Origin of the sequence: Streptomyces sp. NPDC002566, from assembly GCF_042889585.1 — a bacterium.
In the GTDB taxonomy this organism is placed as follows: Bacteria; Actinomycetota; Actinomycetes; order Streptomycetales; family Streptomycetaceae; genus Streptomyces.
Genome location: NZ_JBIARD010000003.1, coordinates 374,144 through 396,895, shown reverse-complemented (window position 1 = coordinate 396,895; position 22,752 = coordinate 374,144). Strand labels below are relative to the sequence as shown.

The window sequence follows — 22,752 nt, the reverse complement described above, 5'->3', positions numbered from 1 at the left end:
CCGCCCCGTTTCGCGGCCGCCCCGGTCAGACGACCGCGCCCCGCCCGGGGTCGCCGTCGTCCTCGTCGTCGCCCGGGTTCATCCGCACGACCAGGGTCGCGAAGCCGCCCAGGAAGCCGCCGACGCAGACCGTCGTCAGCCACCACGTCATCTCCCAGCCCAGCAGCACCGCCACCAGAAGCAGCACCGGGCCGCCGAGCACGCCGAGCCAGGCGAACCTGGCCGTGGTGTCCGCGGTCGGCAGGGGCGGCGGCTCGGGCGGCACGAAGTGGCCCTCGTCGTCCTCGTCGAAGTCCGCGTCGGAGGGCTCGGACAGCGAGTAGTCACGCGGGCCGACGCCGGGCGCGAAGGAGATGGAGCTGCCCAGCGGCTTGGCCGGCCCGTCCCCGGCGCCGTCACCGGAGCCGGCGGCGGGAGGACCGGGGTCCGCGCCCTTCTGCGGGCCCGCGCCCGCCTCCGGGGGCGCGCCCGGGTCGGTGACGGGCGCGCCGGGGTCGGCGACGGAGACCGGCCCCGCCTTGGGGCCCGTACCGGCCCCCGCACCCGACCCGTCGTCGTTGGGCTCCGCCTCCAGCAGCGCCAGATCCTCGATCGGCTTGAACGGCTTCGCGCCCGGCGGGTCCGCCGGCTCCTCGCCGTAGCCCGCGACGATCGCCGCCCACGCGGCCTCCTCGTCGAAGGGCACGTCCTGCTCCCCGCGGTCGGAGTCGTGCTCAGCCACCTGCCGTCGTCCCTTCCTTGCCGACACTGGGTGCGAGCCGGCCGATGAACGCGAGACTCTCGTCGAGGATCCGGTCCGCGTCGTGGTCCAACGTCGCCACGTGACAACTCTGTTCCAACAGGACCTCCGTCACGTCCCTCGACGACACCCGGCCCAGGATCCGGACCGCGTCGGCGTCGGGCACCACATGGTCGCGCGCGCTGCGCAGGAGCAGCAGCGGCTGCGTGACCTGCGGCAGTTCGCCGTCGAGCCGCCGCAGGAAGGTCCGCAGGGAGTGCGCGGCGTGCAGCGGCACCCGGTGGTAACCGGTCTCCTCGACGCCCTCTTTCGCGATGTCGCTCACGATCCCCTTCGTCGTCCGCACCAGGTGCCGGGCCACCGGCAGGGCGTACGCGGACAGACCGTGCACCCGGTTCGCCGGGTTGACGACGATCACGCCCTCCACGCCCTCGCCGTGCTTGGCCGCGAGCCGCAGCGCCAGCGCGCCGCCCATGGACAGCCCGGCCACGAACACGCGCGTGCAGCTCTCGCGCAGGATGCGCAGCTCGCGGTCCACCGCCGCGTACCAGTCGGGCCAGCCGGTGAGGACCATGTCCTCCCAGCGCGTCCCGTGTCCCGGCAGCAGCGGCAGCGAGACGGTCAGACCGTGCCCCGCGAGCTGCCGCGCCCAGGGGCGCAGCGACTGCGGGGAACCGGTGAAGCCGTGGCAGAGGAGGACCCCGACCTCCCCGCCGGCATGGCGGTACGGCTCGGCTCCAGGAAGGACCGGCACCTTCGGTCTCCTGTCTTCTGTCTTCGTGTGAGGTTCACCGTACGCGACCGCACTGACACCGACCAGGGCCGTCGGACCCTTCTCCGCCGCTCCGGGTTAAGGTCTGATCTACACACACAGGAGGCACTCGGTTGTTGTACGGCGCGATGAAGGTTTCCGTCGGGGGGCCGCTGAAGGTTGTCTTCAGGCCCTGGGTGGAGGGCCTGGAGAACGTTCCCGCCGAGGGCCCCGCGATCCTGGCGAGCAATCACCTCTCCTTCTCGGACTCGTTCTTCCTGCCCGCCGTCCTGGACCGCAAGGTCACCTTCATCGCCAAGGCCGAGTACTTCACGACGCCCGGGCTGAAGGGCCGGCTGACGGCGGCCTTCTTCAAGGGCGTCGGCCAGCTCCCCGTGGACCGCTCCGGCGCGAGGGGCGCGGGCGAGGCGGCCATCAAGAGCGGGATAGAGGTCCTGGAGCGCGGTGAGCTGTTCGGGATCTACCCGGAGGGCACCCGGTCGCCCGACGGCCGCCTCTACCGGGGCAAGCCCGGCGGCCTCGCGCGCGTGGCGCTCGCCACCGGCGCGCCCGTCATCCCGGTGGCCATGATCGACACGGAGAAGATCCAGCCGCCCGGCAAGGTGATGCCGAAGGTGATGCGGCCCGGCATCCGCATCGGCGAGCCGCTGGACTTCAGCCGCTACCAGGGCATGGACCACGACCGCTTCGTGCTGCGCGCGGTGACGGACGAGGTCATGTACGAGATCATGAAGCTCTCCGGACAGGAGTACGTCGACATCTACGCGACGGCCGCCAAGCGGCAGATCGCGGAGGCGGCGAAGGCCGAGAAGGAGGCGGGCAAGGCCGCGAAGGCGGCCCTGGCCCGCGCGGAGAAGGAACAGGCGGAGAAGGAAAAGGCGGAGCGGTCCGGGCCCTAGAAGGGGTCAGGCCGGGGGGTGGGGGACATGGCCAGACGCGAGGCAGTCATGCGGATGTCGGTCGAGCTGCCGCTGTGGCGCGCGCTCACCGCCTACCGGGTGCTGACGATGCTGTACGCGCTCGGCCTGTTCGCCACCGCCTACGACGAGTTCGTCCGCCCCGGCATCGCCGTCGGCTACTACGCCGTGCTGAGCGTCTGGACGCTCGCCACCCTGCCTCGCGTCCAGAACGCCGCCGCCTGCACCAAGCCCTTCCTCGGCGTCGACCTCGCCATCGCCCTCACCGGCATCCTGCTCACCCCGCTCGCCGACACCCACCAGCGGATCGTCGAGGGCGGCCCCACCCTGCCGTCGATATGGACCGCCGGCTCGGTCCTCGCGTTCGCCGTCAAGGGCGGCTGGCGCTGGGCGGTGTTCGCCTCCACCCCCGTCGCCGTCGCCAACCTCGTCGAACGCGGCGCCCCGGCCCACGACACCGTGCACAACGTGATCCTCGTCTGGGTCGCCGCCATCGCCATCGGCTACGTCGTCGAGGTCGCCCGCGCCTCCGAGCGCACCCTCGCCCGCGCCCTGGAGATCGAGGCCGCGACCCGGGAACGGGAGCGGCTCGCCCGCGACATCCACGACAGTGTGCTCCAGGTGCTGGCCATGGTGCAGCGGCGCGGCGCGGTCATCGGCGGCGAGGCGGCCGAGCTGGGCCGGATGGCCGGCGAGCAGGAGGTGGCGCTGCGCACGCTGGTCTCCGGCGGGCTGGTGCCGGTCTCCCGGGTCTCGGAGGACGAGGCCGAGGGCGCCGTCGTACGGATCGTGGACGAGCCCGCCGCCGACGAGGACACCGGGCCCGTCGACCTGCGCACCCTGCTCGCCCCCTTCGCCGCCGCCCGGGTCGCCCTCGCCGAGCCCGGCGCCCCGGTGCTCCTCGCGCCGCCCGCCGCACGGGAGGTGGCGGCGGCCGTCGGGGCCGCGCTGGACAACGTCCGACGGCACGCCGGGCCGGACGCGCGCGCGTGGATCCTGGTCGAGGACGAGCCCGACCAGGTGATCGTCACCGTGCGGGACGACGGGCCCGGCATCCCGGAAGGACGGCTCGCACAGGCCGAGGGCGAGGGACGGCTCGGCGTGGCCCAGTCGATCCGGGGCCGGCTGCGCGACCTCGGCGGCAGCGCCGAACTGATCTCGACGCCCGGCCAGGGCACGGAGGTCGAACTGACGGTGCCGAAGGCGCCGCAGGGGAACATCGAGCGGGGGAAGGCAGGACGGCGATGAGCGACGTGAAGGGCCCGATCAGGGTGATGGTGGTCGACGACCACCCGATGTGGAGGGACGCCGTCGCCCGGGACCTCGCGGAGTCCGGCTTCGACGTGGTCGCCACCGCCGGCGACGGCGAGCAGGCCGTGCGCCGCGCCCGGGCCACCACACCGGACGTGCTCGTCCTCGACCTGAACCTGCCCGCCAAGCCGGGCGTGCAGGTCTGCAAGGAGGTCGTCGCCGCCAACCCCGCGCTGCGCGTCCTGGTGCTGTCCGCGAGCGGCGAGCACGCCGACGTGCTGGAGGCGGTGAAGTCCGGCGCGACCGGCTACCTGCTGAAGTCGGCGTCCACGGAGGAACTGGTGGACGCGGTGCAGCGCACCGTCGTCGGCGACCCGGTGTTCACCCCGGGCCTCGCCGGTCTCGTGCTCGGCGAGTACCGCCGCCTCGCCTCCGAGCCCGCGCCCGCCGCCGGCGCCGGCGAACCGGACGCACCCCGGCTCACCGACCGGGAGACCGAGGTGCTGCGCCTCGTCGCCAAGGGCCTGAGCTACAAGCAGATCGCCGAACGCCTCGTCATCTCCCACCGCACGGTCCAGAACCACGTGCAGAACACCCTCGGCAAGCTCCAGCTGCACAACCGCGTCGAACTCGTCCGGTACGCCATAGAGCGCGGCCTCGACGACGAGTGAGTCGCGCGCGACACTGACCCTTCGTCAGGCAGTCTCGGCCCACGGCGAGGGGACCCGTCATGCGCGTCGGAGTACTGACCGGGGGCGGCGACTGCCCCGGCCTCAACGCCGTCATCCGCGCCGTCGTCCGCAAGGGCGTCCAGGAACACGGCCATGAGTTCGTCGGCTACCGCGACGGCTGGCGGGGGCCGCTCGAAGGGGTGTCGGTCCCCCTCGGCATCCCGGCGGTGCGCGGCATCCTGCCCCGGGGCGGCACCGTCCTCGGCTCCTCGCGGACCAACCCCCTGCACGAGCAGGACGGCGTCCGCCGCATCCGCGACACCCTCGCCCGCGACGGGGTCGACGCCCTCGTCGCCATCGGCGGCGAGGACACGCTCGGCGTCGCCGCGCGGCTGGGCGAGGAGCACGGCGTGTCCTGCGTCGGCGTGCCGAAGACCATCGACAACGACCTGTCGGCCACCGACTACACCTTCGGCTTCCACACCGCGGTCGGCATCGCCACCGAGGCCATCGACCGCCTGCACACCACCGCCGAGTCGCACATGCGCGTCCTCGTCGTGGAGGTGATGGGCCGCCACGCGGGCTGGATCGCCCTGCACTCGGGCCTGGCCGGCGGCGCCAACGTCATCCTGATCCCCGAGCAGCCCTTCGACGTCGACCAGGTGTGCGCGTGGGTGACCTCCCGCTTCCGGTCCTCCTACGCGCCGATCGTGGTCGTCGCCGAGGGCGCGGTGCCCAAAGACGGCGGCATGGTCCTCAAGGACCGCTCGCTGGACCCCTTCGGGCACGTGCGGCTCTCCGGCGTCGGCGAGTGGCTGGCCCGCCGGATCGAGGAGCGCACCGGCAAGGAGGCCCGCACCACGGTCCTCGGACACGTGCAGCGCGGGGGCACCCCCAGCGCCTACGACCGCTGGCTCGCCACCCTCCCCCACTGCCTGAACGGCGTGGGGGGACCCCCAGGCCTGCACGCCGTCGACGCCGTCCACGAACGGGACTTCGGCACGATGGTCGCCCTGCGGGGCACGGACATCGTCCGCGTCCCGCTCGCGGAGGCGACGGCCCGGCTCAAGACGGTGGATCCCGCCCTGTACGCCGAGGCCGGTGTCTTCTTCGGCTAGCCGTTCTCACCCACCGCCTGACCGGCCGGCCGCAGCGACTCCATCAACTCCCCTACGATCGCCGCCCCGTTCAGGGTCAGCACCGACTCCGGGTGGAACTGCACGCCCGCGAAGCCCGCGCCGCGCAGGGCGTGCACCTCGCCGTTGTCCGCCCGGCTCACCTCGACGCCGTGCGCGGTCAGCTCCTGCCGGGCGTCGTCGTCGCACCGCGCCACGAAGCTGTTGTAGAAGCCGACGGTCTCCTCACGACCGAAGAAGTCCACCGTCGTTTGCGCCCCCTGGTACGGGACCTCCTTGCGTACGATGTCCAGCCCCAGCTCCGCCGCGATCAGCTCGTGTCCCAGGCAGACGCCGAGGACCCCGTGCCGGTGCTCCCGGATCACCCGCGCGGTCAGCTCCCGCAGGAACCGCATCTTCGGGTCGGCCAGGTCGGACGGGTCGCCCGGGCCGGGACCCAGCACCACCGGGCCCTCGTGCGCGAGGACCGCCTCCCGCAGCCCCGGCTCGTCGTAGCGCCGGACCGACACCGTGAACCCGGCCGAGCGCAGCACGTGCGCGAGCATCGCCGTGAAGGTGTCCTCGCCGTCGACGACGAGCGCGTGAGAGCCGAGGTCCCGTGCCCGCTCCTGCATCCGCAGCCAGAACGGCGCCAGCGAGGCCCGCCGGCCGTCCAGCGCCGCCCGCACCCGGGGGTCGTCGGCCAGCCCGGCCCGTGCGCCCTCCTCCCGCGGCCTGCCCGGCCGTACGCCGAGGGCCGCGAGCACGCCGGCCGCCTTGGCGTGCGTCTCCGCCACCTCGCCCGCCGGGTCCGAGCCGCGCACCAGCGTGGCCCCGACCGGCACCCGCAGCCGTCCGGACGCGTCGATGTCGGCGGTGCGGATGAGGATGGGGGAGTCGAGTGTCTGCGCCCCGCCCGAGTCCCGCCCGAGCAGCGCCAGCGCGCCCGCGTAGTAGCCGCGCGCGGTCCCGTCCCGCCCGAGGGGCTCATGGCGTTCGATGACCCGGCAGGCGTTCTGCACCGGCGACCCGGTCACCGTCGCCGCGAACATCGTCTCCCTCAGCACCTCCCGCACGTCCAGGGAGGACCGGCCGCGCAGCTCGTACTCGGTGTGCGCGAGGTGCGCCATCTCCTTCAGCCGGGGCCCGACCACCACCCCGCCCATGTCGCCGACGGTGCACATCATCTTCAGCTCCTCGTCGACGACCATCGACAGCTCCTCGATCTCCTTGCCGTCGCCGAGGAAGTCCAGCAGCCGCTCGGGGCTCGGCCCCTCGGCCGGATAGCGGTACGTCCCGCTGATCGGGTTCATCACGACCGTGCCGCCGGACATCCGCACGTGCACCTCGGGACTCGCGCCCACCAGCACCCGCTCCCCGGTGTGCACGACGAACGTCCAGTACGCGCCCCGCTCGCCCTCCAGCAGCCGCCGGAACAGAGCGAGCGCGTCGGTCCTGGAGAAGCTGGCGATCCGCCCCTCGAAGGTCCGCCGGATGACGAAGTTCGCGCCCTCGCCGCGTCCGATCTCCTCCCGCAGCACCCGCTCGACGATCCGCGCGTACTCCTCGTCGCCGACGTCGAAGGCGCCGCCCTCGACGCGCACCCCGTGCTCGGGCAGCTGCTCCAGGGCGACGGCGAGCGGGATCTCGTGGCGCTCCTCGGGGGTCAGGAAGGCCAGCGGGGTGCCGTCGTCGCGGACGTCGAAGCCGCGCTCGCGGATCTGGCGGAACGGCACGAGCGCGAGGCCCTCGTCGGGCAGGTCGGCGAGACGTTCGTGGGTGGTGACCGGGCCGACGAGCAGTTCCACGGTCTGCTCGTCGTGGCCCGGGGCGCGCCGGCGCAGCAGCGCGAAGGGGCGGGAGTCGTGCGTCAGGTCCAGCAGGTTCATGGTCCGTGGGTCCTCTCAGGTGCACCGGGTGAAGCGGGGGAGGGGGGAGGCGGGGTGCGGGGCCGGGAGGACGACCGGCGGGGAAAACGCCGAAGGCCGCCCTCGGGCGGCCTTCGCGAAGTCGTGCGTACGCGCAGTCAGTGGGCCGCCGGATGAGCGGTCCACCACCAGTTCCGGGTGTGGGTCGAGTGCGCGAACATGCGCCGCACCCTACCCCACGGGCCCCGTCGCGGCACGCGCTTCACTGCTTCGGATCCGGCCTATGATCACGACTGCTTGACGTGTTCCAGACCAGAACCAAAGGGGTGGGTGTGTCTTTAACGAGCAGACTGAGGCCGTTGGCCTTCGTCGCCGCGGCGGCCGCGCTGTTCTCCGGCCTCACCGGGCCGGCCGCGACAGCCGTGGACCAGCCGACGATGACGAAACTGGCGCTCAGCGGCGACCGGTTCAAGATGACCGACACGAGCTACGTCGCCGCGACGAACAACCTCTACGCCAACCACCTCACGGAGCACGCCAGCCTGGAGCAGGTGCTCACCACCGACTACACGACCAACTCCTCCGGCGCGGCCGACCCCTGGATGAACCTGCGCTCGATGCGGGCCTGCGCGGGTAACGAGACCAAGGCGCTGCCGCCGGTCACCCGCAAGGTCTCCTGGTGCTGGTCGTCGGCCCACGGCGACGACGACACGGGCCGCTGGTGGCCGCAGGGCATGAGCAGCACGGGCACCGCCGACGGGGGCGACGGCACCATCGACGGCAAGCGCGCCCTGGCGGTCGCCTGGCACTACAACACCTACGAACGCGACGCCGCCTCCGAGACGACCGGCTGCCGTACCAACAACCTGCTCAAGCTGAGCCTCGTCGACCGGGACACCGGCAAGTACCGGCACGTGCTGCTCGCCCAGCCCACCAGCACCTCGTCCGCCGCCTCGAACTTCACGTTCGTCACCGGCCACGCCGGCGGGATCGTCTGGTACTCCAACTACATCTACGTCACCGACACCACCGGCGGCATCCGCGTCTTCGACATGGAGAAGCTCGCCAAGGTCGACGTCTACGGCTCCGGCGTCAGCACGTCCGGCATCAACGGCGGCAGGTCCAGCGCCTGCGGCTACCCGTACGTGATGCCGCAGGTGCACTACTACAAGCAGGCCTCGGCGCCGCCCTCCGGCGCGTGCAGCGAGGACGCCGTCAACGGGGTGCCCGACGCGAACTCGCTGTGCTACTCGTGGCTCTCGCTCGACAAGACCGGCGGCGGCCCCTTCAAGCTGGTCACCGGCGAGTGGTTCGGCAAGGCCGACGGCGGACGCGTGGTGCGCTACCAGCTGAACCCGGCCGACTCCGCGACCTACCCGGGACTGCTCAACCTCTCCGGCGGCAAGACGGTGATCCAGGACGCCTACGCCGCCTCCCGGTACCGGGGCCTCCAGGGCGGCATGACCTGGACGGACGACCAGGGTCTGCTGCACTTCGACTTCCACAAGGGCTGCGGCACCAAGCCCGCCGTCTTCTCGCACACCTGGGCCGGCGACACCCGCACCCCGACGGCCTGCACCAGCGGCGAGCTCGCCACCGGGAACTGGGCCGTGGGCACCCCCCAGGCCCTCAGCCACTGGCCGAGGCTCGGCGCGGACCCGGTGGACGAACTGTGGGGCCTGACCGAGCACATCTGCCCGAGCGCGTCACTCAAGGCGGCGTACCCGGAGGACTTCAAGCCGGCCACGGGCGCCGGCGACGCCTGTCTGAACTACAACGGCGCCGAATCGATGTCGCTGCGCACCGTCTTCGCCGTCGGCTTCACCGACCCCGCGGTGCAGAACCTGCACTGACGCCCCTGCCGGACCGGGCCGGACCCCCGTGGCGGGGACCGGCCCGATCCGGCCGCGTCGGAGCGCGCTTCGTCTCATTTGTTGGGCATGGGGATGGACGCCCGGGGTGACCCCGTAGGGTTGAGTGCGTGACCGTGAACGCTAAGCCCAGCGCGAGCGCTGGCAACACCTGGCGAGACCTGCCCGCGGCGCAGCAGCCCGAGTACCCCGACACCGAGGCTCTGCGCGCAGTGATCGCGGACCTCGAGTCGTATCCGCCGCTCGTCTTCGCGGGCGAGTGCGACCAGCTGCGCGCCCGGATGGCGGCCGTCGCCAAGGGAGAGGCGTTCCTTCTCCAGGGCGGCGACTGCGCCGAGGCCTTCGACGCGGTGTCCGCCGACCACATCCGCAACAAGCTGAAGACGCTCCTGCAGATGGGCGCCGTGCTGACGTACGCCGCGTCCGTGCCCGTGGTGAAGGTCGGGCGGATCGCCGGCCAGTACTCCAAGCCGCGCTCCAAGCCCACCGAGACCCGCGACGGGGTGACCCTGCCCACCTACCGGGGCGACTCCGTCAACGGCTTCGACTTCACCGAGGCCGCCCGCGTCCCCGACCCGGAGCGGCTGAAGCGGATGTACCACGCCTCCGCCTCCACGCTGAACCTGGTGCGCGCCTTCACCACCGGCGGCTACGCCGACCTGCGCCAGGTGCACGCCTGGAACCAGGACTTCGTGCGCTCCTCCCCGTCCGGCCAGCGCTACGAGCAGCTCGCGCGCGAGATCGACAACGCGCTGAACTTCATGCACGCCTGCGGGACCGACCCGGAGGAGTTCAAGACGGTCGAGTTCTACGCCTCCCACGAGGCGCTGCTGCTCGACTACGAGTCCGCGCTGACGAGGGTCGACTCGCGCACCGGGCAGCTGTACGACGTCTCCGGGCACATGGTGTGGATCGGTGAGCGCACCCGGCAGCTGGACCACGCGCACATCGAGTTCGCCTCCAGGATCCGCAACCCGATCGGCATCAAGCTCGGCCCGACGACGACGGCCGAGGACGCGCTGCAGTACATCGAGCGTCTCGACCCGGACCGGGAGCCGGGCCGGCTGACCTTCATCGTCCGCATGGGCGCCGACAAGGTCCGCGACAAGCTGCCCGAGCTGGTCGAGAAGGTCACCGCCTCGGGCGCGACCGTCGCCTGGGTGACCGACCCGATGCACGGCAACACCTTCGAGGCGGCCTCCGGGCACAAGACGCGCCGCTTCGACGACGTGCTCGACGAGGTCAAGGGCTTCTTCGAGGTCCACAAGGCGCTCGGCACCCACCCGGGCGGCATCCATGTGGAGCTGACCGGCGACGACGTCACCGAGTGCGTGGGCGGCGGCGACGAGATCTTCGTCGACGACCTGCACCAGCGCTACGAGACGGCCTGCGACCCGCGGCTCAACCGCAGCCAGTCGCTCGACCTGGCCTTCCTCGTCGCGGAGATGTACCGGGACCAGTAGTGATCCGCCCGTGACGGGCGGTGGGGGTGGGGCGCGGATCACATACGATCCGCGCCCCCTCCACTTTTGCGCCTCCTGAGCCCCGGGTAAGGTTAGGTTAGCCTCACCGATCAACGGGACGGCGACAGCAATCAATCCCGGCGGGAGGTGGATCCGCGTGTTCGTCTGCAGCTGCTTCCAGGTGACGGAAGCACAGGTCCAGCAGCACGCGGAGAACGGCGCCTGCACCCCGCGCCAGATCGCCTCCGCCTGCAAGGCCGGCACGGACTGCGGGTCCTGCGTACGCCGTATCCAGGCGATCCTCGGCCGCGGCGCCTGCCCGCCGCGCCGGGAGCAGGCGGGCCAGCAGGTGCTCGCCGCCCGCCTCGACGAAGCGGCCTAGCGCGCTGGCTCCGCGGCGCCGGCTCAGCTCTCCGGCTGCTCGATGAGCTGCGCGATGTAGAGCGCCTCGCCGAGCTTCTCCACCAGCTCCAGCTGGGTGTCGAGGTAGTCGATGTGGTGCTCCTCGTCCGCGAGGATCGACTCGAAGATGTTGGCGGACGTGATGTCGCCCTTCTCGCGCATCACCTGGATCCCGCGCCGGAGGCGGTCGATGGCCTCCACCTCGATCTGCCGGTCGGCCTCGAACATCTCCTTCACCGTCTGGCCCACGCGCACATGGAACAGCCGCTGGTAGTTCGGCAGGCCGTCCAGGAACAGGATGCGGTCGGTGAGCACCTCCGCGTGCTTCATCTCGTCGAACGACTCGTGCCGGGTGTACTTCGCGAGCCGCGTCCAGCCGAAGTTCTCCTGCATCTTCGCGTGCAGGAAGTACTGGTTGATCGCGGTGAGCTCGGCGGTGAGCTGTTCGTTCAGGAACTCGATGACCTCGGGGTCGCCCTGCATCGCGGGGCTCCTTCCACGCGTGGGGAATCAGGAGGTTGCCGCCGCATGATTTCACCGCCGGTCGAAGATCGTCCAGTAAGTGCGTACTTAGTAAGTTAGTCCAGGCTTGGTGTCAGTTGCCCGTTTCCGCCCATGGCGGGTGAGGGGCGGTGTCCGGGGTCTGTCAGGATGGAGCCATGGGTCAGCCGGTGGAGCGGGAAACGGGAGAAGCAGCAGTGTCCGAGCTTCCGCCGGGGCAGCGACTGCAGCGGGGCTGGCCGGTCACCCACTACGGGCCGGTGCCCAAGTTCCGTCCGGAGCGCTGGGAGTTCAGCGTCTTCGGCGCCACCGCCGACGGGGGCAAGCGGAGCTGGAACCACGAGGAGTTCACGGCCCTCCCGCACACCACCGTCGTCGCCGACCTGCACTGCGTGACGAAGTTCAGCATGCTCGGCGCCGAATGGGGCGGGATCCCGGCCCGCACCATCCTGGACATCGCGCCGCCCGCCCCCGACGTCACCCATGTGATGGTGTGGGCGGAGTACGGCTTCAGCTCCAACCTGCGCCTGTCGGACTTCGCCTCCGACCGGACGATCTTCGCCACCCACAAGGACGGCGAACTCCTCACCGCCGAGCACGGCTTCCCGCTCCGCCTGGTCGTCCCCCACCTGTACGCCTGGAAGGGCCCGAAGTGGGTCCGCGGCGTGGAGTACATGACCGCCGACCGCCGCGGCTTCTGGGAGGAGCGCGGCTACCACAACATCGGCGACCCGTGGCGGGAGCAGCGGTACTCCTACCAGGAGGAACCAGGGGAGGGGCCGGAGCTGTAGCCGGCCCTCGGCCGACCCGGAGTCGTGGCTGCTCAGCCGTCCCGGAGTTTCTTCAGCCGCTCCACGTCCGCCGCGTGGCCTTCCTTGCCGCCGGGCGTCTCGATGACGAGCGGCACGCCGACGGTGGCCGGGTGGGTCATCAGGGCGCGGAACGGATCCTCGCCTATGTGGCCGGACCCGATGTTCTCGTGCCGGTCCTTGTGTGCGCCCACCACATCCTTGGAGTCGTTGGCGTGGATCAGCTTCAGCCGTCCCTCGCCGACGGTGTCCACCAGCAGGTCGAGGGTCTGGTGCATGCCGGACGGGCCGGTCAGATCGTGCCCGGCGGCGAAGACATGACAGGTGTCCAGGCAGACGCCGAGCTTGGGATGGGCGTCCAGCGCCTCGAAGTACGGGCCGAAGTCCCACGTCCGCGAGCACAGCGAGGAGCCCTGGCCGGCCGTGCCCTCCAGCAGCAGCCACGGGTCGTCGTCGTGCGTCAGCTCCTCCAGCAGCGGCAGCATGTGCTCCCGCACCTGCTTCAGCGCCACCGACCGGTCCCGTCCGCCCGTCGCGCTGCCCGTGTGCACGACCACGCCCAGCGCGCCGATCTCCCGCCCCCGGCGCAGCGAGTGCCGCAGCGACTCCACCGACCTCTCGACCGTCGCCTCGGTGTGCGAGCCGAAGTTGATCAGGTACGGCGCGTGCACGTACGCCGGCGTCGACGTGGTCGCGCAGGCCTCCCGGAACGCCTCGTCCTGCCGCGGGTTCCCGGCGGGGGTCGCCCAGCCGCGCGGGTTGGCGACGAAGACCTGGACCGCCTCGGCCCGCAGTTCGCGGGCGTAGGCCATCCCGACCGAGTGCAGGCCGCCGGCCACGGGGACATGGCCGCCGACGGGGTTGCGGGAGGGGAACGGTGACGCTTGAGGACTCACCCGCCCAGGGTGTCACGCCCCCGGGACCGCCAGGTCACCGGATGGTGATCGTGATGGTCGACCCCTTGGGCGCCGACTCCCCGGCCTCCACCGACTGCTCCTTCACGGTGTCCCCGAACAGCCCCAGCAGACCCCTGTCCTCCTTGACCCCGAACCCGGCCTGCTCCAGCTGCCGCTTGGCGTCGTCGACGCTGGAGCCGACCACGTCCGGGACCTCGACCATCTCCGGCCCCTTGGACAGCGTCAGCGTCACGGTGTCGCCCTCGGCGACCTGCTTGTCCGGCCCCGGCGACTGGGCGGCGACCTGGCCCTTGTCGTACTCGGAGTTGACCTGCCCGGCGGCGACCCTCACCTTCAGGCCGGCCTCCGCCAGCGCGGCCCGGGCGTCGGCCAGGCTGTCGCCGAGGACCTCGGGGACGTCGACCGGGCTGCCCTTGCTGACGACCAGGGCGACCGCGGTGCCCGCGCGGCGCTCGGTGCCCGCCTCGGGGTCGCTGCGGATGACGGCGCCCTTGGGGACGTCCTCGTTGAACTCCTCGGTGACCATGCCAGGTTCCAGACTGTCGTCCTTCAGCTGGGCCTTGGCCCTGGCCAGCCGGAAGCCCTTCAGGTACGGCACCTTCACCGTCTCGGGCCCGTCGGACACGACGAGCGTCACTGTGTCGTTCTTGCGGATGCGGGCGCCCGGCCCTGGGTCGGTGGAGATGACCGTGCCACGGGCGACCGTGTCGCTGAACTCGTGCTTCGTGGTGCCGGCCTCCAGCCCGGCCGCCTCCAGCCGCTGCCTGGCCCGCTCCTCCGTCTGGGTCAGCACCGCCGGGACCTTGGTGAACTGCCCGGAGTTGATGTACCAGACGCCCGCGCCGACGCCGAGGACCAGCAGGACCAGGGTGACGATCGCCACCGTCCGGCCCCGGGGCGGCAGTGACCGGCGCTGCGGCGGCAGCGGGGGCGGGCTGCGGAACCGGGACGTCCGGTCGAGCCCGTCGCCGTCTCCACCGGCCTGGGCGGCCTGCTCGCCGACGGGCAGGGGCCTGGGGACCGTGAGGGAGCGCGGGATCACGCTCGTGCGGTCCTCGGCGTTGTCGTGTTCCGCGGACAGGGCCTGCGGGGGCGAGGCGTCCAGCTGCTCCTCGGTGAGCGCGGCGCGCGCCTCACGGGTCTGGGACAGCAGCGCCACGGCGTCGTACGGGCGCACGTCCGCGTTGCGGGCGGTCGCCGAGGCGACCAGCTCGTCCAGCTCGTAGGCCAGACCAGGCACGACGGCCGAGGGCGGGGGCACGTCGTCGTGGAGGTGCTTGTACAGCACCACGGCGGGGGTGCCGCCCTCGTGCGGCTTGTCGCCGGTGAGCATCTCGTACAGCACGATGCCGCACGCGTACACGTCCACGCGCGCGTCGGCCGTGCCGTGCTCGATCTGCTCGGGCGCCAGGTAGGAAACGGTGCCGAGGACGGCGCCGGTGGTGCTGGTGACGGTGTCCACGGAGCGCACGAGACCGAAGTCGGCGACCTTGACCCGCCCGTCGTCCCCTATGAGCACGTTCTCGGGCTTCATGTCCCGGTGCACGAACCCGGCCCGGTGCGCGGCGCCGAGCGCGGCGAGCACCGGCTCCAGGATGTCCAGCGCGGCCCTCGGCTGGAGCGCACCCCGGTCGCGCAGCACATCGCGCAGCGTGCAGCCGGCGATGTACTCCATGGCGAGGTACACATACGCCCCGTCCGTCCCCTGGTCGAACACCTGGACGACGTTGGGGTGGGCGAGCCGGGCGACGGACTTGGCCTCCCGGATGAAGCGCTCGACGAAGGAGGCGTCGCTCGCGAGGGCCGGATGCATCACCTTGAGTGCGAGCACGCGGTCGAGGCGGGCGTCCACGGCCCGGTAGACCGTGGCCATCCCGCCGACCGCGATCCGCGCCTCGACGCGATAGCGCCCGTCGAGCACCTGCCCGACGAGAGGGTCCTGAAGGGTCGTGTCCACGCAGCGAGTCTACGAGCCCCCACCGACACCCCCACCCCACCCACCACCGCACTGCAGCCGACCTGTGACGCACCCCATCCCCCCGAGACGGAACGCCCCGACGGCCCCCAGCCCCCCGGACGCTCACCGCCTCCCACCCCGAGACGCGGAACGCCGCCGCGACCCCCGGCCCCCCGGGCGCCCCCCGCCTCCCACCCCGAGACGGAAAGCCGCCGACGGCGCTCAGCCCCCACGGGCGACGTTCACCTTTCTCCTGACGGTGAACGGGCGGTGCGCGGGTGGGAGAGAAGGAAACGGGACCGTCCCCACGGTCAGAACGCAGGACGCTCAGGGTCGAGCACGGCCAACCCCTCCGGAGGAGAAGACGCCGCAGCGAAGTACCGCCGGGGAATCCGCCCCGCCAGCCGCGCGAGCCGCCCCGCCTCCACCCCCGCCCGCATCGCACGAGCCATCCGCTCGGGATCCGCCGCCCGCGTCACCGCCGACGCCAGCATCACCCCCGCACACCCCAGCTCCATCGCCAGCGCCACATCCGACGCCGTACCGGCCCCCGCGTCCAGAATCACCGGCACCCCCGCGTGCTCGACGATCAGCTGGAAGTTGTGCGGATTGCGGATCCCGAGCCCGGACCCGATCGGCGACCCCAGCGGCATCACCGCCGCGCACCCCACGTCCTCCAGCTTCCGCGCCAGCACCGGATCGTCGTTGGTGTAAGGCAGCACCGTGAACCCGTCGTCGACCAGCGTCTCCGCCGCGTCGAGCAGCTCCACCGGATCCGGCAGCAGCGTACGCTCGTCCGCGATGACCTCCAGCTTCACCAGGTCCGTCCCCAGCGCCTCCCGCGCCAGCCGCGCCGTCAGCACCGCCTCCCCGGCTGTGTAGCACCCCGCCGTGTTCGGCAGCACCCGTATCCCGAGCCGGTCGAGCACCGACAGCACCGACCCGTGCACCGAGGGGTCCACCCGGCGCATCGCGACCGTCGTCAGCTCGGTCCCGGACGCGACCAGCGCCCGCTCCAGCACCTCCAGGCTGGGCGCGCCGCCCGTGCCCATGATCAGCCGGGACGACAGCGTCGTACCGCCGAGGACGAGGGGATCGTCAGCCATGGCTCAGCCTCCCTGGACGGCCGTGAGGACTTCCACACGGTCCCCCTCGGCGAGGGCCGTGGCCGACCACCGCGCGCGCGGGACGACGGTCTCGTTCAGCGCGGCCGCCACCCCGGAGGGCGCCGCCGTCAGGGACCGTACGACGGCGTCGAGCGCGGTTCCGGCGGCCACCTCCCGCCGCTCGCCGTTGACGTGGATGTTCATGCGGGCTGCTCCGAGAGTGCGGCGGCGCCGAAGCGCCGGGGTGTGAACGGGCGGGCCAGGTCGGGCAGTTCACCCGTGGTCAGGACATGCGCCAGCACGTCCCCGGTCACCGGCGTGAGCAGCACGCCGTTGCGGTGGTGACCGGTGGCCAGCAGCAGCCCGTCCAGGCCGCTCGGCCCGAGCAGGGGCGCGTTGTCCGGCGACGCGGGACGCAGCCCCGCGCGCGTCTCCGTCAGGGGCAGTTCACTGATCCCGGGGATCAGCTCGTGGGCGTCGCGCAGCAGCTCGTAGACGCCGCCCGCCGTCACCGTCGTGTCCCAGCCCAGCTCCTCGCTCGTCGCGCCGACGACCAGCTCGCCGTTCTCCCGCGGCACCAGGTAGACGTCGCTGCCGCGCACCACGGCCCGTACCGTGCGGCTCAGGAACGGTGCGTACCGGGGCGGCACGGTCAGCCGCAGCACCTGCCCCTTCACCGGCCGCACCGGCGGCAGCAGCTCCCGCGGCACACCCGCGAGCCGCCCGCTCAGACTTCCGCCCGCGAGCACCACCTGGCCCGCCTTCAGCGCCGTCCCGTCGTCCGTGACCACCCCGCCGGCCCGGCCGCCCCCCACGGACAGCCGCTCGGCCCAGCGGCGGTGGAAGACCACGCCCGCCCGCTCGCACGCGGCCACCAGCGCCCCCGCGAGCCGCCGCGGGTCGATCTGGTGGTCGCCGTCCACGCGCAGCCCGCCGCGCACGCCCGGCGCGAGCATCGGCTCCAGGCGCCGGCACTCGCGCCCCGACAGCCACTGTGACGTGAGCCCCGACTGCTGTTGCAGGGCGTGCAGTTCCCGCAGATGGGCCCGGTCGTCGGCGTCCAGCGCCACCGCGAGGGTGCCCGAGCGCCGGTAGCCGAGGTCGTGCCCGGTGAGGTCGCTCAGCTCGGCCGCGAACTCCGGGTAGCGGCGCGCCGATTCCACGTTCAGGCCGAGCAGCGTCTGCTCGCCGTGGTGCAGTTCGGTGACGGCGGCCAGCATCCCGGCCGCCACCCGCGCGGCCCCGCCGCCCGGCTCGGGATCCACCACCGCCGTGACCAGACCGCGCTGCGCGGCCCGCCACGCCGTGACCAGACCGATGATTCCGCCCCCGACGACGAGGACGTCTGACGTACGTGCGGACATGGGCGTCCAGCCCCTCCCTTCGCCGGCATGACCCGGATCAGGTTCGTACGGTCGGAGGCCGCCAGCCTCCCTCTCAGCCCGGTGCGTCCGGGCTCCCGCGAGTGCTCTAGGTTGGCCACCCTAGCCCGGCCCCGCATGTCTCAGTAAGGGAGTCCCACCCCGTGCCGCCCTCGCTCGACGGTCTCGTCCTCGCCCCCGTCGCCGACCAGGCCCCCGGCCAGGTCGGCACCCGCACCCGCTTCACGTACCACGAGAGCGACGGTGTGATCTGGGCCGACTACGCGGGCGGCGACGTCGTGAGAGGGCATCTGGTGGGTACCCGTGCCGGGGACCGGCTCGACTTCCGGTACGTACAGCTCAAGCAGGACGGGACGACGTCCTCGGGGCACTGCGTGTCGACGGTGGTGGAGCTGGCCGACGGCCGGGTCCGCCTCGACGAGACATGGGAGTGGGAGTCGCAGCCCGGCAGCGGGACGAGCGTTGTGGAGCAGGTCACGGAGCACGACGGCTGACTGACAATCCGTCAGTTGTCTAAGGTGATCAGGTGAGCGAGCAGAGACGGGACGAAGTCGGTACGGCCGGGCGGCGCGTGGTCGTCGTCGGCGCGGGCATGGCCGGGGTGCAGACCGCGGTCGCCCTGCGCGAGCAGGGCTTCGACGGGACGGTGACGCTGATCGGCGCCGAACCCCACCAGCCCTACGACCGGCCGCCGCTGTCCAAGGCGGTCCTGCTCGGCAAGGCCGAGGGCTCCGCCTTCGACGTCGACTTCGAGGGCCTCGGCATCGGCCTGCGGCTCGGCAGCGAGGCGCTCGGCGTGCGCCCCGCCGAACACGTCCTGGACACCGAGGCCGGCCCGGTCCCCTACGACGTCCTGGTCCTCGCCACCGGCGCCGAACCGATCCGGCTGCCCGGCGCCGAGGGCGTGCCCGGCGTCCATCTGCTGCGCACCCTGGACGACGCCGAACGGCTGCGGCCCGTCCTCGCCCGGCAGCACGACGTCGTGGTCGTCGGCGCCGGCTGGATCGGCGCGGAGTTCGCCACCGCCGCCCGCGACGCCGGCTGCGCCGTCACCGTCGTCGAGGCCGCCGACCGGCCGCTCGCGGGCGCGCTGCCCGCCGAGGTCGCCGCCCCGATGGCCGGCTGGTACGCCGACAGCGGCGCCGAACTGCGCACCCGCGCGCGCGTGGAGCGCGTCGAACCCGGCGAGGTCGTCCTCGACGACGGCTCGCGGCTGCCCGCCGGCGCCGTCGTGGTCGGCATCGGCGCCCGCCCCGCGACCGCCTGGCTGTCCGGTTCGGGCATCGAGCTCGGCGCGCACGGCGAGATCCTCGCCGACTCCCATCTGCGCACCAGCGTGCCGGACGTGTACGCGGTCGGCGACTGCGCCTCCTTCCCGTCGGCGCGCTACGGCGAGCGGCTCCTCGTCCACCACTGGGACAACGCCCTCCAGGGTCCGCGCACGGTCGCCGCCAACATCCTCGGCGAGCCCACCGGGGAGCCCCTGGAGACCTACGACCCGGTGCCGTACTTCTGGTCGGAGCAGTTCGGCCGCTTCGTCCAGTACGCCGGCCACCACGGCGCCGCCGACCGCATGGTGTGGCGCGGCGACCCGGCGGGACCTGCCTGGAGCGTGTGCTGGCTGCGCGACGGGCGCCTGGTCGCCCTGCTGGCCGTGGGCCGCCCACGCGACCTGGCGCAGGGCAGACGGCTGATCGAGGCGGGCAGCCGTATGGACGCCGACGCGCTGGCCGACCCGTCGCGTCCGCTGAAGAACGCGACCGCCTGATCTCCCCGGGAGTACGGCGTCAGGGCAGGGGAGCGATCGCGGCCACCCGGCCCGAGCGCCTACCCTTGACCCCGTGACCGAGATTGACGCAAAGATCGATGCTCTCGTCCCCGCCTGGCTCACCCTGCCCGACATCGCAGAGATGCTCGACGTCGAGGTGACACGTGTGCGGCAGCTGGTCAAGGAGGGCCAGCTCATCGCCGTGCGCCGCGGCGAGAACCGCGCGCTGCACGTCCCCGCCGCCTTCATCGACGGCGACAAGGTCGTCAAGGGCCTCGTGGGCACCCTGACGCTGCTGCGGGACGACGGCTTCACGGACGAAGAGATGCTGGAGTGGCTCTTCACCCCCGACGAGAGCCTGCCCGGCACGCCGGCCCAGGCCCTGAGCGAGAATCGCGGCACGGAGGTGAAGCGCCGCGCCCAGGCGCTCGCCGTCTGACCAGCACGTTCCGGACGACCGACCGGCCCGCGGGGGCTTACGGGCCCCCGCAGGCGCCGCCCACGGGGGGACCCACGCATGCCCGACACCGCCCGCGCCCGCCTCGCCGACGCCCGTCTCTATCTGTGCACGGACGCCCGCAAGCGCCAGGGCGACCTCCCGGAGTTCCTGGACGCGGTCCTCGCCGCCGGCGTCGACATCGTCCAGCTGCGGGACAAGGGGATGGAGGCGGCCGAGGAGCTGGAGCACCTGGAGGTGTTCGCCGACGCCTGCGCCCGGCACGGCAGGCTGCTCGCGGTCAACGACCGCGCGGACGTCGCCCACGCCGCCGGCGCCGACGTCCTCCACCTCGGCCAGGGCGACCTGCCGGTCCCCGCGGCCCGGGCGATCCTCGGCGGCGACGTCCTCGTCGGCCGCTCCACGCACTCCGAGGCGGAGGCCCGGGCCGCCGCCGTCCAGGACGGCGTGGACTACTTCTGCACCGGCCCGTGCTGGCCCACCCCCACCAAGCCCGGCCGCCACGCACCCGGCCTCGACCTGGTCCGCCACACCGCCGCCCTCGGCACGGACCGCCCCTGGTTCGCCATCGGCGGCATCGACCTCACCCGCCTCGACGAGGTGCTGGACGCCGGCGCCCGCCGGGTCGTCGTCGTGCGCGCGATCACCGAGGCGGACGACCCCGGGGCCGCGGCGGCGGAGTTCGCCGAGCGGCTGCGGAAGGCGTGATTTCCGGCCGGTCGCTGTCCGGCAGTGACCGGCCGACTGTCCAAAGGGCGGACAGCAGTCCGGCAAATCGGGCAAATTTACGGGATCTGGTTGGGACACCGCCGTGCCCTGACTAACCTGCGGGTATGGCCCTCGGAACCGCATCCACCAGGACCGACCGCGCCCGTACCGTGCGCGACATCCTGGCCACCGGCAAGACGACCTACTCGTTCGAGTTCTACGCGCCGAAGACGCCCAAGGGCGAGCGCAGTCTGTGGAACGCCCTCCGCAGGGTCGAGGCGGTCGCCCCGGACTTCGTGTCGGTGACGTACGGCGCCGGCGGTTCCACCCGGGCGACCACGGTCAAGGAGACGCAGCAGATCGTCGTCGACACCACCCTCACCCCGGTTGCGCACCTCACGGCGGTGGACCACTCCGTCGCCGAACTGCGCAACATCATCGGCCAGTACGCCGACGCCGGGATCCGCAACATGCTCGCCGTGCGCGGCGACCCGCCCGGCGACCCCATGGGGGAGTGGGTGCCGCACCCGAGCGGCCTGACCTACGCCGCCGAACTCGTCCAACTCATCAAGGAGTCGGGCGACTTCTGCGTCGGCGTCGCCGCGTTCCCCGAGATGCACCCGCGCTCCAGCGACTGGGACAAGGACGTCGCGCACTTCGTCGACAAGTGCCGGGCCGGCGCCGACTACGCCATCACGCAGATGTTCTTCCAGCCCGAGTCCTACCTGCGGCTGCGCGACCGGGTGGCGGCGGCCGGCTGCCCGACCCCGGTGATCCCCGAGATCCTCCCGGTGACGAGTGTGAAAATGCTGGAGAGGCTGCCCCAGCTCAGCAACGCCCACTTCCCGGCCGAGCTGAAAGAGCGCATCCTCACAGCCAAAGACGATCCGGCCGCTGTACGCTCCATTGGCATCGACTTCGCCACGGAGTTCTGCGCTCGGCTTCTCGCCGAGGGAGTGCCCGGACTGCACTTCATCACGCTCAACAACTCCACGGCGACGCTGGAAATCTACGAGAACCTGGGTCTGCACCACCCGCCGCAGGCCTAGACCTGCCGCACCGTGATACGTCACACTGCGTGCGGCCACTGGGAGAGGGGCGTACATGGGCTGGACGGTCCTCTACATCGCGTTCGGCGTCGTCGCGCTGTGGCTGCTCGGCGAGGTGCTGCTTCAGTACAAGGCACGCCTGCGCTACCGGTTGCTGGCGTTCGCCGGCTTCCTCGGCGTGGTGCTGGGCGTGCTGATGCCCAACGTCATCGTCATCGGTCTGGGCGCCGCCGCGTTCGCGGTCGGCCAGACCTATGTGACGCTGTCGTTCCGCCGCGGCTTCTCCGCCGGCTGGGCCGTCAGCCGCCCCGGCGCGGAGGCCGTCAAGGGCCGCCGGGGCCGGGCCGAGCGCAAGGACCCCGTCCTTCAGGTCTCCGGCCTGGAGACGGCCGAGGAGGACGCCGACTCCCACGGCCACGACGCCGACGCCGCCTTCAGCGGGGACCGCATGTCCTACGGCCGCGACACGGACTCCTACGACGACGACCACGACGACGTCTTCACCCCGGCCGCCCGCGGCGCCGCCGGGTCCAACGCCGTCTACGAGATGCAGCCCCTGCCCGACGACACCGGCTCCTACGGCGTCTACAGCGACTCCGCCTACGCGGCCGCCACCCAGCCTCAGGACCAGTACGCGACGGCCGCCCAGACCGCCGACCAGGGCTACGGCCACGACGGCTACTCCGGGTACGGGCAGCAGCAGTACGGCTACGACCCCGCCGGCGAACAGCAGTACGCCGCCTACTCCGACCCGTACATCGGCACCCAGACCTACGGCTCGGGGTCGTACGACACCGGGTACGGCCAGCAGCAGTACGGTCAGCAGGGCTACGGCCACGACCAGTACGGCTCCGGCGGCTACGGGGAGACCCCCTCCGGCGGTGTGTGGGTCCCGCAGCAGCGCAGCGACGACTCCCTGGGCGGCGACCTGCCGTCCGACCAGCACTACCCCTACCAGGGCGACGGCAGGCAGCAGGGGAACGGCTACGACGAGCAGCAGTACCGGTACTGACGCCCGCGCGGACCGCT

Annotated in this window: 24 protein-coding genes and 1 riboswitch; of the genes, 14 read left to right on the top strand and 10 right to left on the bottom strand. The window is 72.4% G+C overall.

Annotated elements, in window-relative coordinates; genetic code table 11:
* Window positions 1-25: 25 nt before the first annotated feature.
* Window positions 26-721 carry a hypothetical protein gene (locus ACFYXA_RS14575; protein ID WP_389032430.1) on the bottom strand — a complete coding sequence of 232 codons (696 nt, stop codon included), beginning with the start codon at window positions 719-721 and terminating at the stop codon, window positions 26-28.
* Entirely contained in the window at window positions 714-1,493 is a 780-nt protein-coding gene (locus ACFYXA_RS14570) for an alpha/beta fold hydrolase (RefSeq protein ID WP_351093259.1), read from the bottom strand. The genes ACFYXA_RS14575 and ACFYXA_RS14570 overlap by 8 nt, the downstream gene beginning before the upstream one ends.
* A 146-nt stretch (window positions 1,494-1,639) precedes the next feature.
* Here ACFYXA_RS14570 and ACFYXA_RS14565 point away from each other — a divergent pair, with 146 nt between their 5' ends.
* The 4 genes from ACFYXA_RS14565 to ACFYXA_RS14550 are packed head-to-tail and all read left to right on the top strand — an operon-like array spanning window position 1,640 to window position 5,468.
* A complete protein-coding gene (locus tag ACFYXA_RS14565) occupies window positions 1,640-2,410 on the top strand; it encodes a lysophospholipid acyltransferase family protein (RefSeq protein ID WP_352246327.1) in 771 nt (256 codons plus the stop codon).
* Window positions 2,411-2,437: 27 nt separating this feature from the next.
* Window positions 2,438-3,676, top strand: coding sequence for a MacS family sensor histidine kinase (gene macS / locus ACFYXA_RS14560; RefSeq protein ID WP_352246326.1), 1,239 nt, complete (start codon window positions 2,438-2,440; stop codon window positions 3,674-3,676).
* Window positions 3,673-4,350 (top strand): response regulator transcription factor, encoded by a 678-nt coding sequence (locus ACFYXA_RS14555; protein ID WP_352246325.1) that lies wholly within the window; start codon window positions 3,673-3,675, stop codon window positions 4,348-4,350. The genes macS and ACFYXA_RS14555 overlap by 4 nt, the downstream gene beginning before the upstream one ends.
* A gap of 59 nt (window positions 4,351-4,409) precedes the next feature.
* Entirely contained in the window at window positions 4,410-5,468 is a 1,059-nt protein-coding gene (locus tag ACFYXA_RS14550) for a 6-phosphofructokinase (protein ID WP_352246324.1), read from the top strand.
* Here ACFYXA_RS14550 and ACFYXA_RS14545 read toward each other — a convergent pair.
* Both ACFYXA_RS14545 and ACFYXA_RS14540 read right to left on the bottom strand, forming a co-directional pair.
* Window positions 5,465-7,354, bottom strand: coding sequence for an anthranilate synthase family protein (locus ACFYXA_RS14545; protein ID WP_389032423.1), 1,890 nt, complete (start codon window positions 7,352-7,354; stop codon window positions 5,465-5,467). The genes ACFYXA_RS14550 and ACFYXA_RS14545 overlap by 4 nt on opposite strands.
* A 137-nt stretch (window positions 7,355-7,491) precedes the next feature.
* Complete coding sequence (locus ACFYXA_RS14540) at window positions 7,492-7,554, bottom strand: trp operon leader peptide (RefSeq protein WP_351093427.1); 63 nt, start codon at window positions 7,552-7,554, stop codon at window positions 7,492-7,494.
* Window positions 7,555-7,692: 138 nt separating this feature from the next.
* Here ACFYXA_RS14540 and ACFYXA_RS14535 point away from each other — a divergent pair, with 138 nt between their 5' ends.
* The 3 genes from ACFYXA_RS14535 to ACFYXA_RS14525 all read left to right on the top strand — a co-directional run bounded on the left by ACFYXA_RS14535 (window position 7,693) and on the right by ACFYXA_RS14525 (window position 11,049).
* Entirely contained in the window at window positions 7,693-9,186 is a 1,494-nt protein-coding gene (locus tag ACFYXA_RS14535) for a hypothetical protein (protein ID WP_389032420.1), read from the top strand.
* A 128-nt stretch (window positions 9,187-9,314) separates the two neighbouring features.
* Complete coding sequence (locus tag ACFYXA_RS14530; RefSeq protein ID WP_351093246.1) at window positions 9,315-10,667, top strand: class II 3-deoxy-7-phosphoheptulonate synthase; 1,353 nt, start codon at window positions 9,315-9,317, stop codon at window positions 10,665-10,667.
* 157 nt (window positions 10,668-10,824) lie between these two features.
* Window positions 10,825-11,049, top strand: a complete 225-nt coding sequence (locus ACFYXA_RS14525; protein WP_389032417.1) for a bacterioferritin-associated ferredoxin — start codon at window positions 10,825-10,827, stop codon at window positions 11,047-11,049.
* Between the two features lie 23 nt (window positions 11,050-11,072).
* Here the strand turns inward: ACFYXA_RS14525 and bfr are convergent, their stop codons facing one another.
* The gene (gene bfr, locus ACFYXA_RS14520; protein ID WP_351093242.1) at window positions 11,073-11,552 is read right to left on the bottom strand and encodes a bacterioferritin; all 480 of its coding nucleotides are present in this window, start codon (window positions 11,550-11,552) and stop codon (window positions 11,073-11,075) included.
* Window positions 11,553-11,728: 176 nt separating this feature from the next.
* Between bfr and ACFYXA_RS14515 the strand changes: the two genes are divergently transcribed.
* Window positions 11,729-12,361 carry a sulfite oxidase-like oxidoreductase gene (locus ACFYXA_RS14515; protein ID WP_130437189.1) on the top strand — a complete coding sequence of 211 codons (633 nt, stop codon included), beginning with the start codon at window positions 11,729-11,731 and terminating at the stop codon, window positions 12,359-12,361.
* A gap of 32 nt (window positions 12,362-12,393) precedes the next feature.
* Here ACFYXA_RS14515 and ACFYXA_RS14510 read toward each other — a convergent pair whose 3' ends face one another.
* The 5 genes from ACFYXA_RS14510 to thiO all read right to left on the bottom strand — a co-directional run bounded on the left by ACFYXA_RS14510 (window position 12,394) and on the right by thiO (window position 17,723).
* Window positions 12,394-13,275, bottom strand: coding sequence for a deoxyribonuclease IV (locus ACFYXA_RS14510; RefSeq protein WP_389032412.1), 882 nt, complete (start codon window positions 13,273-13,275; stop codon window positions 12,394-12,396).
* 34 nt (window positions 13,276-13,309) lie between these two features.
* Window positions 13,310-15,253, bottom strand: coding sequence for a Stk1 family PASTA domain-containing Ser/Thr kinase (gene pknB / locus ACFYXA_RS14505; RefSeq protein ID WP_389032409.1), 1,944 nt, complete (start codon window positions 15,251-15,253; stop codon window positions 13,310-13,312).
* Window positions 15,254-15,564: 311 nt separating this feature from the next.
* Window positions 15,565-16,359, bottom strand: a complete 795-nt coding sequence (locus ACFYXA_RS14500; RefSeq protein WP_352246318.1) for a thiazole synthase — start codon at window positions 16,357-16,359, stop codon at window positions 15,565-15,567.
* Between the two features lie 3 nt (window positions 16,360-16,362).
* The gene (gene thiS, locus ACFYXA_RS14495; RefSeq protein ID WP_351093235.1) at window positions 16,363-16,563 is read right to left on the bottom strand and encodes a sulfur carrier protein ThiS; all 201 of its coding nucleotides are present in this window, start codon (window positions 16,561-16,563) and stop codon (window positions 16,363-16,365) included.
* Window positions 16,560-17,723, bottom strand: a complete 1,164-nt coding sequence (gene thiO / locus ACFYXA_RS14490; RefSeq protein ID WP_389032404.1) for a glycine oxidase ThiO — start codon at window positions 17,721-17,723, stop codon at window positions 16,560-16,562. Before thiO ends, thiS begins: the two co-directional genes overlap by 4 nt.
* A riboswitch (TPP riboswitch) is annotated at window positions 17,721-17,832 on the bottom strand. (Overlaps the previous gene by 3 nt.)
* 52 nt (window positions 17,833-17,884) lie before the next feature.
* Here thiO and ACFYXA_RS14485 point away from each other — a divergent pair.
* The 6 genes from ACFYXA_RS14485 (at window position 17,885) to ACFYXA_RS14460 (ending at window position 22,735) form a co-directional block, all read left to right on the top strand.
* Window positions 17,885-18,235 carry a hypothetical protein gene (locus ACFYXA_RS14485; protein WP_389032401.1) on the top strand — a complete coding sequence of 117 codons (351 nt, stop codon included), beginning with the start codon at window positions 17,885-17,887 and terminating at the stop codon, window positions 18,233-18,235.
* Between the two features lie 77 nt (window positions 18,236-18,312).
* The gene (locus tag ACFYXA_RS14480) at window positions 18,313-19,509 is read left to right on the top strand and encodes an NAD(P)/FAD-dependent oxidoreductase (RefSeq protein ID WP_389033392.1); all 1,197 of its coding nucleotides are present in this window, start codon (window positions 18,313-18,315) and stop codon (window positions 19,507-19,509) included.
* Between the two features lie 73 nt (window positions 19,510-19,582).
* Complete coding sequence (locus ACFYXA_RS14475; protein WP_130437196.1) at window positions 19,583-19,948, top strand: Rv2175c family DNA-binding protein; 366 nt, start codon at window positions 19,583-19,585, stop codon at window positions 19,946-19,948.
* A gap of 78 nt (window positions 19,949-20,026) precedes the next feature.
* Complete coding sequence (gene thiE / locus ACFYXA_RS14470; protein ID WP_389032398.1) at window positions 20,027-20,674, top strand: thiamine phosphate synthase; 648 nt, start codon at window positions 20,027-20,029, stop codon at window positions 20,672-20,674.
* Window positions 20,675-20,799: 125 nt separating this feature from the next.
* Entirely contained in the window at window positions 20,800-21,723 is a 924-nt protein-coding gene (gene metF, locus ACFYXA_RS14465) for a methylenetetrahydrofolate reductase [NAD(P)H] (protein WP_389032395.1), read from the top strand.
* Window positions 21,724-21,778: 55 nt separating this feature from the next.
* Complete coding sequence (locus ACFYXA_RS14460) at window positions 21,779-22,735, top strand: hypothetical protein (protein WP_389032392.1); 957 nt, start codon at window positions 21,779-21,781, stop codon at window positions 22,733-22,735.
* Window positions 22,736-22,752: the final 17 nt, after the last annotated feature.